At 44.5% G+C, this 15,755-nt stretch carries 13 protein-coding genes and 1 pseudogene; 6 read left to right on the forward strand and 8 right to left on the reverse strand.

The window, feature by feature from the left end:
- Positions 1 to 336: 336 nt before the first annotated feature.
- Together AB5217_RS09060 and AB5217_RS09065 are read right to left on the reverse strand one after the other, a co-directional pair.
- Entirely contained in the window at positions 337 to 3,354 is a 3,018-nt protein-coding gene (locus tag AB5217_RS09060) for a hypothetical protein (RefSeq protein ID WP_368112707.1), read from the reverse strand.
- 372 nt (positions 3,355 to 3,726) lie between these two features.
- Entirely contained in the window at positions 3,727 to 4,671 is a 945-nt protein-coding gene (locus tag AB5217_RS09065) for a tyrosine-type recombinase/integrase (protein WP_032843293.1), read from the reverse strand.
- Positions 4,672 to 4,872: 201 nt separating this feature from the next.
- Between AB5217_RS09065 and AB5217_RS09070 the strand changes: the two genes are divergently transcribed.
- Positions 4,873 to 5,142, forward strand: a complete 270-nt coding sequence (locus AB5217_RS09070) for a DUF4248 domain-containing protein (RefSeq protein WP_032843292.1) — start codon at positions 4,873 to 4,875, stop codon at positions 5,140 to 5,142.
- 156 nt (positions 5,143 to 5,298) lie between these two features.
- Here AB5217_RS09070 and AB5217_RS09075 read toward each other — a convergent pair whose 3' ends face one another.
- On the reverse strand, positions 5,299 to 5,604 hold the full coding sequence (locus AB5217_RS09075; RefSeq protein ID WP_221936571.1) for a hypothetical protein: 306 nt from the start codon (positions 5,602 to 5,604) through the stop codon (positions 5,299 to 5,301).
- A 41-nt stretch (positions 5,605 to 5,645) separates the two neighbouring features.
- On the opposite strand from AB5217_RS09075, the pseudogene AB5217_RS09080 reads away from it, so the two are divergent.
- The 5 genes and pseudogenes from AB5217_RS09080 to AB5217_RS09100 all read left to right on the forward strand — a co-directional run bounded on the left by AB5217_RS09080 (position 5,646) and on the right by AB5217_RS09100 (position 9,282).
- A pseudogene (locus AB5217_RS09080) lies at positions 5,646 to 6,271 on the forward strand (hypothetical protein).
- Between the two features lie 44 nt (positions 6,272 to 6,315).
- Positions 6,316 to 7,695: a replicative DNA helicase gene (dnaB, locus tag AB5217_RS09085; protein ID WP_032843289.1), complete on the forward strand. Its 1,380-nt coding sequence runs from the start codon at positions 6,316 to 6,318 to the stop codon at positions 7,693 to 7,695.
- Between the two features lie 188 nt (positions 7,696 to 7,883).
- Positions 7,884 to 8,390 carry an HU family DNA-binding protein gene (locus AB5217_RS09090; protein WP_004300660.1) on the forward strand — a complete coding sequence of 169 codons (507 nt, stop codon included), beginning with the start codon at positions 7,884 to 7,886 and terminating at the stop codon, positions 8,388 to 8,390.
- A 121-nt stretch (positions 8,391 to 8,511) separates the two neighbouring features.
- Positions 8,512 to 8,805: a hypothetical protein gene (locus tag AB5217_RS09095; RefSeq protein ID WP_032843288.1), complete on the forward strand. Its 294-nt coding sequence runs from the start codon at positions 8,512 to 8,514 to the stop codon at positions 8,803 to 8,805.
- Between the two features lie 27 nt (positions 8,806 to 8,832).
- Positions 8,833 to 9,282, forward strand: a complete 450-nt coding sequence (locus AB5217_RS09100) for an N-acetylmuramoyl-L-alanine amidase (protein WP_004300662.1) — start codon at positions 8,833 to 8,835, stop codon at positions 9,280 to 9,282.
- Here AB5217_RS09100 and AB5217_RS09105 read toward each other — a convergent pair.
- The 5 genes from AB5217_RS09105 to AB5217_RS09125 all read right to left on the reverse strand — a co-directional run bounded on the left by AB5217_RS09105 (position 9,251) and on the right by AB5217_RS09125 (position 15,747).
- On the reverse strand, positions 9,251 to 9,481 hold the full coding sequence (locus tag AB5217_RS09105) for an AAA family ATPase (RefSeq protein WP_004321419.1): 231 nt from the start codon (positions 9,479 to 9,481) through the stop codon (positions 9,251 to 9,253). The two genes, AB5217_RS09100 and AB5217_RS09105, sit on opposite strands and share 32 nt — an antisense overlap.
- 268 nt (positions 9,482 to 9,749) lie before the next feature.
- The gene (locus AB5217_RS09110; RefSeq protein ID WP_032854667.1) at positions 9,750 to 12,317 is read right to left on the reverse strand and encodes a zinc-dependent metalloprotease; all 2,568 of its coding nucleotides are present in this window, start codon (positions 12,315 to 12,317) and stop codon (positions 9,750 to 9,752) included.
- Between the two features lie 42 nt (positions 12,318 to 12,359).
- The gene (locus AB5217_RS09115; RefSeq protein WP_004311311.1) at positions 12,360 to 13,316 is read right to left on the reverse strand and encodes a fimbrillin family protein; all 957 of its coding nucleotides are present in this window, start codon (positions 13,314 to 13,316) and stop codon (positions 12,360 to 12,362) included.
- A 55-nt stretch (positions 13,317 to 13,371) separates the two neighbouring features.
- Entirely contained in the window at positions 13,372 to 15,012 is a 1,641-nt protein-coding gene (locus AB5217_RS09120) for a PKD-like family lipoprotein (protein ID WP_070782849.1), read from the reverse strand.
- A gap of 9 nt (positions 15,013 to 15,021) precedes the next feature.
- Positions 15,022 to 15,747 (reverse strand): DUF4843 domain-containing protein, encoded by a 726-nt coding sequence (locus AB5217_RS09125; RefSeq protein WP_004304209.1) that lies wholly within the window; start codon positions 15,745 to 15,747, stop codon positions 15,022 to 15,024.
- Between the last annotated feature and the right edge of the window lie 8 nt (positions 15,748 to 15,755).

Raw genomic sequence — 15,755 nt, forward strand, 5'->3', positions numbered from 1 at the left:
GACTTTCGCAAGCTCGAGCTTTCTATATCTTGGGGACGTCTCCTTTACCTATAGGGAAATGGGCGACTAGCAATTGATTCTAGTACAACAAAAAAAAGACGCTCCAAGAATAAAGATAAAAGGGATGCCAGTGGGAAATTAGGGTGGCATCCCTTTTCTAAATAGAAGAACAAAGATAGAAGGATGGACTTTCACAAGCTGTGTCCTTCGCTTTGTTCTGGGGTAAAAATATCTTTTTCACACATAGGTGAAGAAGGGTTTTATCTTTATGGAGATAATATCTCCTGCTCCCGACAGGAAGACCCCATACGTCACAGGAGATATATCATCATCTAATTAATTAGTAGTATCGTCTACCCAAGTTGAAACTTTGACTGTAATAGTCTTAGCCTGACCAACCATGCTACCCCAAGGAGAAGTAGGAGTAGCTTTCACAGTAACTACCAAGTTAGCATTGTTCATACTCAATTTAGCCATTGCATCAGTCAATTTGAGTTTATTATCAGAAATAGTAGGCTTCACAAAAGAAGACGCATCATTTCCTGAAAGAGAATACTCGATAGAGAAACCGTAGATAGTCATAGCAGCACTTGCATAGGTGTCAGTAGCAAAAGTAGGCCATACTTCTTTGCTATTTTTATCTTTCCAGATAAATGCTGTTGTCAAATCAAAACCGGCTTTTCTTGTACTCTCATCTGTCACATCATAGTCAAATTCAGTCTTTTCTGCATCTTTATAGCTAAATGTTCCGTTCAAGTTAGCGGCAGGAATGATTACCGGAATAGTTTCGGTGAATATTACGTTCTCACCACATTTTCCCTGCAGCGTAACATTGATTGGTTCGCCATCGTATTGGTTAGTCACTGTTACAGTACCGTCATTTTCATTAACAGTTACACCACGACTCGCCGGAGCAGCTTTTTGAGTATTAGCAGCAAGAGCAAACTTCATAGTACCGCCCATATCCGTAACTAATTTGCCATACACGGCATCATAATTAGAATAAAGTTCTTTCAAGCTTCTGGATGCTGTTACTGCTGTTATCTTGCTGCTAGGATCTTTAGCAAAGTTAGTTAGCAAAGTTCCGTCCGTTTGAGTAATAGCTTCCAGTTTAAATGCCGCATCAGTTTCTTTAGGAAGAGTTACGGTTACGCCCTTCACTGTTACATCAACAGTGTAATCACCATTCGTAATCTTCGTAGTAATATCAGTAGCCTCACAAGTTGTATTTGCAGGAACGACCAAGGCTAGTTGATTGCTGCCGTTCAAACCTAACTTAATAGTCTGATCTTGTGGAACACCTTCAAAGGTGCAACCGGAGAAATCACTCATACTAGCATCTCCCAATGCAGTTTTTATTGCAGTTATAACAGCAGCAGCGTCATTGGTAGTAGCGATGTCATACTTCTTTTCTGCAGCATTCCACAAAATAGGATCTGTTGAAGCCAGTGTAGCCGTTTGTGCCTGTCCTTCGCTGACAATTTTAACTTCCGTATATTCCTTGGCATCATAAACTTTTGTCGTAGGATGTTCCTCTCCGGCTGTTGCAGGATCTGTCACTGTTACAATAGATTGTACAGTAGCTTGACTTCCTGCATCTCCTTTAGCTTTCAATACACCAGTCTCTGCATTCAAATCAAAGTTAGCAGCAACATTTGCTGTCGTTGAAAATGCTACACTGAAATACTTATCAGAGATACCGAGTTCGCTCAATGTCTTTGTATCAGGAGTACCGTCTACATCTCCATTAGCTTTTATTGCTGTATTCACAGTTACGTTATAATCAGATACCTTGGCATCTCCATCATTTTCCTTATAGTCAATACTAGCACCTTTCTTCACTGTTGCTACTCCTACATTTGCAGATGCCCATTCCACCTTACTGATATACAGATTACTCTTCACAGCGGCAAAATAGTTGGAGGAGACATCATTCAAAGTCTTCTTATCGGCAGCAACTTTGTCTGTTACAGTCAGAGCCACAGCATAACTATTTTTCACTGCGCTAGCATCCAATGTTACTTCAATCAAGTTAGGTTCAGCATCTACCACTTTGATTCCTTTTATCTTGAACGGATCGTTTAGAGAACGCGTCTTCACTTTCTGGCAATCTACAGAAATAACATATTTCGCATTCTCACTTACTTCACCATTCTCACCATAACAAGCAACCAAATCTTTTATTACATCAGCCGGAGATACACGGAATCTCACTGCCACTTCGTTGACATTGACTACCGATTTCCAGTCGTGACCACCACCCGTAGCAAAGTCCACATAGTATGTATTGAACTGAACCTGTCCGTCTGCATAAGTCGGCACATACACGATACTCTGAATCATGCCTTTGATAGCGTCGATTTCTTTCTGAAGATGATCGGTCAAATCTTTGATCGCTTGATTGACAGCTGATTTCTCATCAGCAATCAGCGCTTTTACACCTTCATCCAATGTGGCAGTCCCTTCCGGCATATTGAGAGCAGCAACAGCTTTCTGTGCGTCAACAATCTGTTTGATAAGAGCTGCATAGTTTGCATAATCTGCGCCTTCTGTTTTTGCTACATAAGCATTGATGGCAGTCAGCAATTCATTTAATTGTGCCTGCTGTGCTTTAGCATCATCACTGAAAAGTTTATCGTACACATTTCCTACAAAAGTAGCCAGCGTTGTAGACACTCCATATTTTTCAGTAAGTACAGCATTGATGTTACCGAGTTCTGTTGTGATTCCGCTTTGAACAGCTCCTGTTACATACTTAGCAATCTCTCCCCACTTATCCTGATCGGTTCCATCATGCTTAAGAGCATCGATGATAGCTTGATTTACATAAGCACCGAAGCTGGTACTTTCGTAAGCACTTACATTTTTTTTGCCGGATGTGATGTATGCCTGTTCTGCTGCAATCAGTTCAGATAATACGGTTTTGGCATCTTCAAGTTCTGTAATCTTCTTTTCCAAGCCACTGACTCCATCCTCACCTTTGAGAATCTTTTGCAAAGAGGTCAGTTGATTTTGAAGGTCTGCCAATCTTGCTGCCAAATCTTTAGCTTTATCACCTGTAGCATCTGCCAAAGCTTGTTCCAATGCAGCGATTTTTTCTTTCAAAGTTTTCTCACCATCCGGATTTTCCACAAGTGCGCTCAAGTCATTCAGTTGTGTCTGCAAATCCTGTTTTGCCTTTTCAACTGCGCTCTTCATGTCTTCTGTACTTACCGGACTGGTCGATGTGATCTTATCAACCTGCTCCTGCAAGCCTTTAATATCATCATCATAGTCCTTACAGCTTGTCACCACTGTACTGACTGTAAGCGTCAATGCTCCGAAAAGCATTACCCTAACAAATTTTTTCTTCATAACTACTTAAAAATTACATTAATAATATATTATTAAACACTAAGTTTCAATAATAGCCGCCCGTTACTTCGTAGGTAACGGATAAACCTTTGTGCCTGCTCTTCGGGAGTAGTCAATACGGAAAAATGAGACAATATGCGATTACATTCTTTACCCCTGCTTCTTAGAAGCGGCAGAGGGGCGGGAGACCTTTTGCAAAATTTAGAAGTTAACAAAGCCCTAATACAAAGAATCCGCTTGTTTTATTTGTTTAATTCCTTTTTTGAGTAGTTTATTAGAAAAAATGTATGATTTCGTTTGGTTGTTTTAAGAAATATGCTCATATTTGCACCGATATTTCGACCCGTTACCTACGAAGTAACAGAATAAAAATCAAGCACTTACACCTATTACAGATCGTTTCACAAAGTCAAGTACCTGTTTATTTGCTTCATCAATTTTCTTATTTCGGAAAGGCTTCAAATAAGTTTCTGTCACGGTGATGGACGAATGTCCCATTGCTTCGGAGATAATACCCGGATGGATTTCGCAATAATACGCAGTTGTAGCCCAGGTATGGCGGGCGGTGTACGAGCTCAACCGGTCTTTGAGTCCCAATGCCTTTCCTAATAATTCCAACTGATAATTAAAATTGCGCAATGCCAGTTGATATTCCCTATACGCCTTTGGCGAACCTTCGTCACTGTGAAGAATCGGGAACAAATAAGGCGACTGTTCCTCCCGATTCATATACTTTTGCAAAAGAAACATCGCTTCCGTCGTCAACGTCACAGACAACGGACGCCCCGTTTTACGACGACGATAACTAATCACATTTCCCCGCAGATCACTCTTACGCAAATAAGCCAGGTCGACAAAAGGCAATCCCCGAAGCAGGAACATAAGAATGAACAACTCCTGCGCACCCTTCATGGCAGGAGTGATAGCGTCCGACTGCAACAGACGGGCAAACACCTTCTTCATATCCTCCATATCCAGTGCCCGGCGGCGGTCTGCCCGCGTACCTGTATATACGGATCGAAAAAGATGCGGCACGTATGATGCCTTCCGAAGATCGACAGCGCGATTGTAAACCGCACGCAACGTGCGAAGATACGTAGACACCGTATTCCAACTACACCCACGTGCACGAAGACTACCCTCAAAATGCTTCAGCCACTCCGGAGTGATTTCCCAAAACGACAAACGATCGGAACCCTGAAAAGTAAGAATCGCATTCAACGTACTTCTGTATACATGAGCAGTCCCTAAATTTCCACTCTGCTGCAAATCAACAGCCACTTGTTTCATAAACGAAGTAAAACTTTCCTTTTTCATTAAAAATAAATTAATAATTAATATTTACTTTTCCCACACTTTACTTTAGTAAAATACAAAAATCTATCTTCAAAAATTTACATACATAAAATCTAAAAAATAAAAACTAAAACATTTACATTAATCATCAAAGTAAATTTCATACATTTGCGCAATTTTTCAAACAACATATTATTTTAACCATTTAAGTATAAAAAATTTATGAACAACAATGAACTAGCTGCCGAACGCTACAGCATTAATGGATTCAAGTATTTCTCCGAATTGGCGAAAGAGTATTTTCCCGATCTGGCAAACGCTTCTTCCGCCAGCAAAAAAATGCGCAAACGCATTAAAGCAAACAAGACATTGAACGAACAACTGGTTGCTGCGTATTACACCAGCCAAACAATCGATGTCAGTCCTGAAATGCAGCTAATCATCTACCGACACTGGGGACCTCCCCACATTGACTTGCCGACAAACGTTTAGCGCGTAACAGAAAACGAAAACACGGACAAGAAATAAAAGGAAAATCGAACTATATATTTTTAAATATATCATTTATCTTTTATTGTTTATTATGTATTCCACTTTGCGTTCACCACTTTTTTTCAAAACGAAGATAACTACCAATCATACAGCTATTTACAGAAAGAAAAAAGCGTTCCACAAAGCGTTCGGCAAAAATGACCGTTTTTTCACTACAAACAAGACCTTCGAATCCCCCCAAACGAAGGCTTTGTTTTTTCTCCAACAGAAGCTCCACCAACCACCAACAAAAGCTCCGCCAACCACCAACAGAAGCTCCGCCAACCACCAACAGAGCATCCGTTCCATCCCCACTCCTTCCCCGGCTTCATGAAAGAAGAAAAAAACAGCGATTTGCGCATCGCGGCACCCTTTATTCATCCACACCCGTCCGCACGGAACCACACCCCTTGCGCATCGCACAGGAACGGCGTACCTTTACAGAAATTTAAAACGATAACCCAATGAACAATTTCAATTTTCAAACCATGATGGAACATGGTTTTCTCATTATCCCCAAGGCCCTGCTACAACAACAAATAGAAGACCCGAACATAGAAGCCGGAGAAATAGAAGCGCTCCTGAAAATCCTGATGAAAGTCAACTATTCGGACACGTTATACAGCGACCGGCAGCACAAAGACTACCTGTGCAAAAGAGGCGAAAGCATGTTCAGCTACCGCGACTGGAGCCGCATTTTCCGCTGGTCTGTCGGAAAAACCTTCCGGTTCATACACGCCCTTGCCATCCTGGGGATCATCGAAATCGTCCCCCATCCCAACAACCCGTCCCTGCATATTCGTGTCGTCGAATACGACAAATGGGTAGGAGCCCCCGACAGCGGCAAGCAGAAAAAAAAGCCGTCAACGAGAAGTTCCGCCTGTTTTGGAATGAGTTTCACAGCATCACGCAGCTTCCCAAAGAAAACATCGCCAAAGCGCAACGCGAATGGAAAAAATTAAGCGACAAGGAACAGCAACTCGCCATCGACAAGGTAGAAGATTATTATTTCCACCAAACAAACATCAACTACCTGCTCCACGCCGCCAGCTATTTATCCAACAAAGCTTTCCTAAACGAATACAGATAAAACAAATCCCAATTAAACGAAGACTGATTAAACGAACACTGATTATGAATACCGAAAACAGAGTTTCACCACAGGCTCCCGAAATAGAAGAAGCCATCATCGGCGCCTGCCTGATAGAGCAGAGGGCTATACCACTGATAGCCGACAAGCTACGCCCCGAAATGTTCTACGTCCTGCGCCACCAACTGATCTACGCCGCCATACTGGCTATGTACCACGCCGGAATGAAAATAGACATCCTCACCGTAAAAGAAGAGCTTTCCCACCGCGGAAAGCTCGAAGAGGCGGGCGGAGCGTTCGGCATCACCCAGTTGAGCAGCAAAGTGGCGACTTCCGCCCACCTCGAATATCACGCGCAGATCGTACACGAGAAATATCTACGACGCGAAATGATCTTGGGATTCAACAAACTACTCGCCTGCGCGCTAGACGAAACGATGGACATCGACGACTCGTTGATGGACGCGCACAACCTGCTCGACCGCCTGGAAGGCGAATTCGGCCACAACAACCACATGCGGGACATGGATGAACTGATGACCGCCACCATGACCGAAGCCGAAGGACGTATTGCCAACAACATAAACGGAGTGACCGGCATCCCTACCGGACTGGCAGACCTGGACCGCATGACGTCCGGACTCCAAAACGGCGAACTAGTGGTAATTGCCGCCCGTCCCGGCGTAGGAAAAACGGCATTCGCACTACACCTGGCACGAAACGCAGCCATGGCAGGACATGCCGTAGCCGTCTACAGCCTCGAAATGCAAGGAGAAAGACTGGCCGACCGATGGCTGACAGCAGCCAGCGAAGTCAGTGCCCGCCATTGGCGGTCGGGAACCGTCAGCCCGCAAGAGCTTGCAGAGGCACGCACAGCAGCCGCCGACCTCAAACGCCTGCCGATACACGTAGACGACAGCACCTCGGTCAACATGGAACACGTACGATCCAGCGCGCGACTGCTGCAAAGCCAACATGCGTGCGACGCGATCATTATAGACTACCTGCAACTCTGCGACATGACAACCGGCCAAAACAACCGCAACCGCGAACAGGAAGTGGCGCAAGCCACCCGCAAAGCGAAGTTGCTAGCCAAAGAGCTAAACGTACCGGTGGTACTGCTTAGCCAGCTAAACCGCGAATCGGAAAACCGCCCCGCAGGCCGCCCCGAACTGGCACATCTCCGCGAAAGTGGCGCAATCGAGCAGGATGCGGACGTCGTGATATTACTCTACCGCCCCGCCCTCGCACGAATAACAACCGACCGCGAAAGCGGTTACCCTACCGAAGAACTAGGCATAGCAATCATAGCCAAACAACGCAACGGAGAGACGGGAAACGTATACTTCAGGCATAATTCGGCAATGACAAAAATCACCGAATACGTCCCACCGCTGGAATACATGCTGAAACATGCTAAATAGATACAGATTCATCCCGATTCCATACAATTTTATATTACAATATATAGCTGTATGGAATTTCTTTTTTATTTCATTATTGATATAAAATAAATAGCAAAATACTTGACTTTCCCTTTCAAATTTCGTATATTTGTAATGTCAACAAGGACAGAAAATATTATTACTTAAACCTTAACTTTTTTAATTGTATGAATGTATTAGTGGAGCGCTATCAGCGCAGAAAGTATGTGAATCAGCCGGATTCACAGATGTTGTATTATGTACGCCAGAAATCGGGCACAGTGAGAGTGATGGACATCAACAAGCTGGCCGATGCCATCGAAGCGAACTCATCGCTTACAGCAGGAGATGTGAAGCATTCCATCGAGGCTTTTGTTGAGCAGTTGCGCCTGTCGCTTACCCAGGGCGACAAGGTGAAGATTGACGGATTGGGCACGTTCCATATCACGTTGAGCAGCGAAGGGGCGGAAAAGGAGAAGGATTGCACGGTGCGCAATATCCGCAGAGTAAATGTTCGTTTTGTGGCAGACAAGGCACTTCAGTTGGTGAATACGAGTCATGCCACTACCCGAGGCGAGAATAATGTCGATTTCATCCTGGCCGGAAAGGGTGACGGAGAAGACGCGGATGGCGGCAACGGTGGTGGAAACAGCGGTAGCGGCGGAAGCGGAGAAGCTCCGGACCCGGCAGCCTAATCATTAAAAACAGTGCCGCATGGGTATTACAGAGTGATTTCTACAATTGCTCTCCATGTGGTTTCTGTTTTCTTCTACGTTTATTTTTTAATTCTCAATTTTCAATTCTCAATTTATTAAAATGCTCGATAAAATCATAGAGATCATTATGACGATCCTGCCCTTTCTGGGTAGTAATCGCAAGAAGCGCAAAGCAATGGCGCAAGAAGTAAAAGAGTTCAGTGAACTGGTGAAAGACCAATATACATTTCTGATGCAGCAGTTGGAAAAAGTGTTGAAGGATTATTTCGACCTTAGCTCGAGAGTGAAAGAGATGCATACAGAGATCTTCTCGCTAAGAGGTCAACTGGCACAGGCTGCTGCCTTGCAATGTATCAATAAAGAGTGTCCACAACGTAGTGTGGCAGAGGCATGATAGTGATTCAGTCTATTTAATCCATCCATGAGAACTATAAATCTGATAGTAATCCATTGCTCCGCTACGCGCGAAGATAAGAGTTTCACAGAATATGACCTGGACGTCTGTCATCGCAGACGGGGATTCAACGGAGCGGGGTATCATTTCTATATCCGCAAGAACGGGGACATAAAATCTACCCGTCCGATAGAACGGATCGGTGCGCACAGCCGCGGTTTCAACAAGGAAAGTATAGGGATTTGCTATGAGGGTGGACTCGACTGCAAAGGACAACCGAAAGATACCCGTACCGAATGGCAGAAACATTCGCTCCGGGTATTGATTCTCGCTTTATTGAAAGATTACCCGAATTGCCGGATATGTGGACACCGGGATCTAAGTCCCGACCTGAACGGAAACGGCGAGATAGAACCGGAAGAATGGATCAAGGCCTGTCCCTGTTTTAATGCTGAAACGGACTGGGGAAAAGTCTGAAAGAAGATACATTCAACTCAAATAAAGATGCCGCCTCCCGTTTCTCCAAATTCAAATACAGGTAATTGTCAAACTGTTTTCCAAATTCATTAACTACCGTTGTCTTACCGACTTGCCTTGCTCCACGCAATATCAAAGGCTTCCTGTGCGTATCGACTTTCCATCTTTCCAAATGAAATAATATATCTCTTTTAAACATAAGCAATAAACTTATTGATTTTCAGCAATAAATTTATAAAAAGTTTCCAAAGATGGGGCAAAACATCATTGATTTTGTTCCAAAGATGGGGCAAGATGCCAGTGATTTTGTTTTAAAGATGGGGCAAGCCACACTAATACTGTTACAAAAATGGGTCAAAACAGAATTTATATAGTTACAATCAGCTGATTTACAAATTAGACGATTTACTATGTACCGACTCCAATCGTACATCGTAAATCGTCTAATCGTCTAATAAGTTCGTCTATTATTTCACGTCGAATGCAGCTTCAATCAGTGCTTTCAAGTTCAGATAATGACTTCTGTATATTCCGCTGGAAGCATTTGCCGCATTAGTCAGGTCTCTTTTAAGATCAGTCAACTGTCCGCGTGCAATGGTCGGTGCCTCGGAAGGGAAATCGAAAGCCACAAGCGAATAACCACCCAGACTTCCGAGCGAGCCGGAACTGTTCTTCGGTTTATCAAGCATTCCGATCAACGCATTGACATAAGTCTTCTGCAAGCTACGCTGGGAAGCATCCGGTTTCTTTCCTCCTTGCAGATCGCTCCAGATACTCTTCTTCAAATCACGGAACAAATCGTTGGCCGTGTATGCTTTCGCTCCGTTGACCAGTTCGTTATCCGTCATTTTGTCGAGCGTGCGGCTACTAAGCAGTTGTTTCAATGTACTGCTCTGTACACGGTAGATCGAATTGAAAGTATTGATACCTGTTCTTTCGGTCAGTTTATCATCCATCAGCCAAGTCGGTGTGGTGAACAGTTCTTTGTTCAAGAAGTCGACCGCTTTCTTCTGAATATCTTTCGGTACGTATTCTACCGCTTTCATGTCTGTCTGTTCCACAGAAATCGGATTGTGGTAGATACCGGCAACATTGGTAGTCACATGCCCCACGTACAAGCTGAATTGTCCCACCACATTCTGATACAAGCGGACGGCCTTCATATAACCTTCATTCGGTTCATAAGTCCAGTTCATGATTTCAGGCATCACGCGTTTCAGGTTTTTGATGCCATACGAACTTGCCAACATGGCATCGTCTCCCAAATCCTCACTCTGGTTGCGGGGATCGTTTCTGTCGAGTTCCGTTCCGAACGTGTAACGTTTATCTTCGCGCAACTTCCCGATGATCCACTTATTCAGGTGAGGTATTTCGGCTTCCGCCGTTTCATATTCGGGCATCCAGCGGTAGCCCCACTCAATCGCCCATTTGTCGTAGATACCGATACGGGGGAATATTCCCGAACGTGAGATGTTGTCTTCCGGCTGCGCCACATAGTTGAAACGGGCATAGTCCATGATAGACGGCGTGTGCCCGTTAGCTTCCACCCATATTTTGTCTCTTAGTTTCTCTACCGGGACGGTATTGGAAGAGCCGAAGTTATGACGCAGTCCTAACGTGTGTCCCACCTCGTGGGAGGAGACAAAGCGTATCAGTTCGCCCATCAGTTCATCGTCGAACATCGGTTTGCGTGCTCCCGGATCAATGGCTCCCGCCTGCACGATGTACCAGTTGTAGAGCAGGCTCATCACGTTGTGATACCAGTTGATATGCGTTTCAAGGATTTCACCGCTGCGAGGGTCGTGCACGTGAGGTCCGCTTGCGTTGGGTATATCGGAAGGTTTGTACACGATAGCCGAATGGCGGGCGTCTTCCAGGCTCCAAGAAGGATCGTCCGTCGGCGCTTCTTTGCCGAAGATCGCGTTTTTGAATCCCGCTTTTTCGAAAGCTGCTTGCCAGTCGTTCACACCTTGAATGAGGTAAGGCACCCATTTCTTGGGAGTGGCGGGGTCGATGTAGATGATAATCGGTTTCTTCGGTTCCACCAATTCGCCACGCAGGTATTTCTCGCGGTCTTCGTCTTTGGGTTCGAGACGCCAGCGGGTGATATTCGCTTTATACTTCACTCCTTGCGGATTCTCGTCAAAATCCTTATAGCTCACAGCAAAGTAACCTACCCGGTCGTCGTGCAATCTCGGTTTCATCGGTTCCTTGGGAAGTAATAGCATAGAGCTGTTCAGTTCGTAAGTCAACGGAGTGGTAGAGGTGGCAAAGAAAGCTGCCAGCAGTTTCTCAAGTCCACTGCCTCCTCCTTTCTTCCGCTGGAAGGTACGCACGGTACGTATTTCGATGTTTTGCGGAAAGGCTTTCAGTGTGTCGATATAACTGGCGTCGTCTACCATGCTGCTCGCTCCGATGTTGTCTTTCACCCGGCTGGTGAATGAAAACATTTCGTTGTCCTTACGGATATAGTCGGTCATGTCGATCACGTAGTTGGTAGTTTCTCCTTCTTTGCGGACAGTTTTCAGCGGGAAGGTGGCCACAATGGGTTGAACATTGGAGTTCAATACGGCCTGATACATGCCCAGTGTATCAGCAGAATGTTCGAGATAAGAGATTTCACGCACGAACAGTTTGTCGCCGCGTCCTTTCTCGAAACGGATCACTTCGTCGCTGATGTAATCTCCCGGATAGCCGACTTTCCGCTTCTGCGCGTCTACCGGTGCTTTCACAACTCTGTTCACAATCAAAATATCACGTCCGAAAAGAGAGTCGGCTATTTCGAAAAAATATTTACCATCTACATAATGCACTTTGAAAAAGCCGTCCATTGTTTTGGCTTTGCCGGTGATTACTTTTGCGTAAGGTTGCAGAGCATCTTTCTTACTCTTGGCAATGGAGTCAGCCTTGGCTTTATCCACCGCTTCCGTCTTGCTCTTCTTTTTCTTCTTTTTCTTGAAGATGTCCGTCGATTGTGCTCCGGCCAATGGGATAATCATTGCCAGAATCATCAGAATTGAAACTAATTTCTTCATGCTTTCTTTTTTAATATTTATATACAGATACAAAGATAATAATTATTCGATACCGGCAATGCCATACATATTTAAGTTGTTGATACTAGACATCTTTTCATTCGGTTTGCCTGAAATAGTATATTCCTGTCCATCAATTGTCAAAGTAAAATTATAGGTATAAGTTAGCCCTGTTTCAAAAGGTACGGCAATCATCATATAACAGGTCTCCAAACTGGCACCAAAATACCCGGCAGTTATCTCGAAGCCGCCATTAGGAAGATTATAAGTAATACTGTTTATCGGAGTACCGGAAATTTTACCTGTCGACAAATCTACAGTTGCTCCATCTTCGTAGGCAATCGGATGGTCACAGCTCACCACCACTTTAGTAAATTTCTTACCGACAAAAGAATCCGGGCATCCCGCACCCGGTAAAGTGATTTGAGAAAACAATGGTTTGAATTCTCCCAAAGAAACAGTTGCAGCAGAATAGCTAGATGTAGTAGCCGAAGCATAAGCAAAGCTATAATTACGATGCGGCATAAACTCTGATTCATAATACTCCTGCACAGCTAAGTTGGGCAAAGCGACAGCCTTATAATCTTGTGAAGCTGCGTTATAGGGCGTATAGGCATAAATAGTGTGATCGCCACCCTTAAATCCTGCAGCAAGTTCGGAAGAAGGATTCAGCGTAATATCTTCAGTCACACGACTATCACGATCATATACTATATACGTTTTACCATCCAATTCTGTAGTAGTAGCCACCGCTACTTCCGACGGAGCATACGGCAAGTTTTCCTGCGGTTTGCCATCGGACAACACATATATTCCTATCTTGTCCGCTTCAATCCATCCCTGGCTTCCATGGGAATACACATTATAAGCACCGGAAACAGCAATTTTCCCCACTACGGGAATATCTGCATCTTCTTCTTCACCATCGTCACTGCTGCAACTTACTGAAGACAATACTAAAGCTACACAAGCAGCAAAATAAAACAGTCTATTTTTCATACTTTTCTCGTTTAAATGATTAATTATTTACTGATAGGTTATTTTCTTTTTCCAATTAATATTCTCCTTCATAGTTCGTGCACCATACCATGCCTTTCACATCGCCAAACCCGCTAAAAGTCTTCAATTCCAAATCGGGAGCAAAACCTTCGAAGAGACGTACCATCTGGCTCGTGTTTACATCGATGATGGCGATATCCCCATTTTCCTGCGAAAGTGCCAGCCGGAAATTCGGATCAGTGCTATTTCCCCCATAGCCATAAAACTCACAAACAACAGGACTTCCACTGATGCCGGTGATACGGCTGCCCGCTGTGTAAGCCAGCATATGGCTGCGCATCTGCATACTGTATATATAGAGATTCTTATCTCCGTCGGTAAAGTAGAAATAAGGGTTCTTTTCAAAATTGGAGGACATCTTAATGACACTTTGCGGAGTCAATAAGGAGCTGCCGCTGAATCCGTATTGATCCGTACCGGTTATCAGGTGAGAGTTATTATCCATGTCTTTTACGGCAAACTCGTGCAAATCATAATTTCCGGTTCCCTGCACGTCAATCAGCGACACGTAGTTTGACCAAAATGTCAGCCCGCCGTTGGAGGCTACATCTTTCTTTTCGTAAGCGCCTATTGCCAGGCAGTGGGTTCCCGCTCCCATATTGTTCACCCGCAACACACCGGAGGGAACTTCCAAATCCTGATCGTATGTTTTGAAGTAGACGATGGCAGGAGTATAAACTGCTCCCCACTGCGGATAATGTGTAATGCCGATAAAACGGGCATTTTGCTCATCATACAAGATACAACGTTCTTCGTCGGCACACCAATAAGTGACGTTGTGGAACGGTGCGAAACAGGTGATACGGCTACCTCCCTCAAACTCATACGGCATGACGCCGTACTTCCCGTAATAAGGAATCGCTTTATTGTCAGTGCCTACGGCACGGATATACACTTCCCCCTGTTCGGAGCAAATCACGTAATATTCTTCTTTGAAAGCGAGGTCCATTATCTTCAAGTCATCCGGTTCTTTACGGTTCTCGAATTCGTCGGCAAGCCACATGTCTTTTTGCAACAAATTACCGTCCAGCGTGACACTTCCACTGCCCTGATTTATCAGGACTTTCGGTAAGCCCGAAACGTAGGAACCGGAGATAGAGCCTAATACATAATAGTAGTAGATTCCCTGCGGATCTGTACCTAAACCACCTTCGATGGTGCTCTCCACATTGTGCGTCACCCGAAAGGCCGGATTGATGAAAGACAAGGCAGATTTTCCGTCTCCCTTATCGGAGAGAATCATCCAGCCCCAGTCGAAACTATTCTTTCCCGTCAGGGTGTATTTATTGCTGATATACGTTTCGTTCGTTTCCTTATTGATTACTTTCAGTATCAGTTCGTATGTCCCGCCTTTCTCGAACTGGTATTTCAGATGATAGCCAGTGTAGATCAGTTCACGGTTCAGGTACCATTGGACGGTGAAAAGTTCGTCTACGTTTCCGATGTCGGTTGAGAAGTTGACGGGAGCATCCATCTCGAAAAGGTCGCCTACCATAAATGTGTAGTCCGACGAAGCGGAGTTCACAAAAGAGACTTTGGTAGAGTTTGTATAGCCATAGTTTCCCAAATCGTCATAACAGCCGGTTATCACGAGAAGCTGCAGGATTGAAATGAATAGTATTGTTTTTCGCTTCATAGTTTATTGTCAGTTATCGAGAATGGTTTCATACAGCGGTGTCACTCCATCTGTATCATAATATTGGTAATTGCCTTGCTGCCACTGGTCTTTCCACCAAGCCTTGAAGTCGGCTATCAGATTGACAAACTCAATGCCGGTGTATTTATCCAATGATTCGAGTATCTCGCCATCCATGAAAATGATAAAAACACGGTATTTCATATCCGAGTATACTCCCAGATTGGCCGCTGAACTCTGGCTCCACCACACAGGGCAGGAAATCCGGTCGGTCACTTGAATCGTGACGTATTGATATTCTGCCGGGCCTACCAGACAGTTTTCCACTGCATCCAGCGAAAGGGTAAGTGTATATTCTGTGTTGAGCAGTGCTTCATTACGATAGACGGTGACTTCGTAGGTGTCTTCTGCCAGTCCTTTATGGAAGATGCCGGAAGTCAAAGGGGCATAATCGATGCCGGAACGGGCGGTGCTCTTCTCTCCCACTGCGGAAATATCACAGGTAGCATTTTCTTCGAGCAGGTAGCCAAGAAGTGTCATTTTCACTTTCACGGTTCCTTCCCGAAGCAAGGGTGCATCCGTAGCAAAATTGAATGTTATTTTCTGGGGAGACTTATCGTTCATGTAAGTAAAATAGACGTAGTTGTCTCCATGATAAACTTCCAGTTGCTCTTCGCTGCAGGAGGCGAAAACAAGCAGCAGGCAGAAGGTGGTATATGTCAATATTCGTTTCATCTTATCCG

The organism is Bacteroides sp. MSSM.1001136sp1_RTP21357st2_D2_RTP21359_211015 (genome assembly GCF_040913205.1).
GTDB lineage: Bacteria > Bacteroidota > Bacteroidia > Bacteroidales > Bacteroidaceae > Bacteroides > Bacteroides ovatus.

What these genes read in the sequence shown, in the direction of transcription:
- AB5217_RS09060 (WP_368112707.1), bottom strand. Translation starts at nt 3,354, where the DNA reads ATGAAGAAAAAATTTGTTAGGGTAATGCTTTTCGGAGCATTGACGCTT.
- AB5217_RS09065 (WP_032843293.1), bottom strand. Translation starts at nt 4,671, where the DNA reads ATGAAAAAGGAAAGTTTTACTTCGTTTATGAAACAAGTGGCTGTTGAT.
- AB5217_RS09070 (WP_032843292.1), top strand. Translation starts at nt 4,873, where the DNA reads ATGAACAACAATGAACTAGCTGCCGAACGCTACAGCATTAATGGATTC.
- dnaB (WP_032843289.1), top strand. Translation starts at nt 6,316, where the DNA reads ATGAATACCGAAAACAGAGTTTCACCACAGGCTCCCGAAATAGAAGAA.
- AB5217_RS09090 (WP_004300660.1), top strand. Translation starts at nt 7,884, where the DNA reads ATGAATGTATTAGTGGAGCGCTATCAGCGCAGAAAGTATGTGAATCAG.
- AB5217_RS09095 (WP_032843288.1), top strand. Translation starts at nt 8,512, where the DNA reads ATGCTCGATAAAATCATAGAGATCATTATGACGATCCTGCCCTTTCTG.
- AB5217_RS09100 (WP_004300662.1), top strand. Translation starts at nt 8,833, where the DNA reads ATGAGAACTATAAATCTGATAGTAATCCATTGCTCCGCTACGCGCGAA.
- AB5217_RS09105 (WP_004321419.1), bottom strand. Translation starts at nt 9,481, where the DNA reads ATGTTTAAAAGAGATATATTATTTCATTTGGAAAGATGGAAAGTCGAT.
- AB5217_RS09110 (WP_032854667.1), bottom strand. Translation starts at nt 12,317, where the DNA reads ATGAAGAAATTAGTTTCAATTCTGATGATTCTGGCAATGATTATCCCA.
- AB5217_RS09115 (WP_004311311.1), bottom strand. Translation starts at nt 13,316, where the DNA reads ATGAAAAATAGACTGTTTTATTTTGCTGCTTGTGTAGCTTTAGTATTG.
- AB5217_RS09120 (WP_070782849.1), bottom strand. Translation starts at nt 15,012, where the DNA reads ATGAAGCGAAAAACAATACTATTCATTTCAATCCTGCAGCTTCTCGTG.
- AB5217_RS09125 (WP_004304209.1), bottom strand. Translation starts at nt 15,747, where the DNA reads ATGAAACGAATATTGACATATACCACCTTCTGCCTGCTGCTTGTTTTC.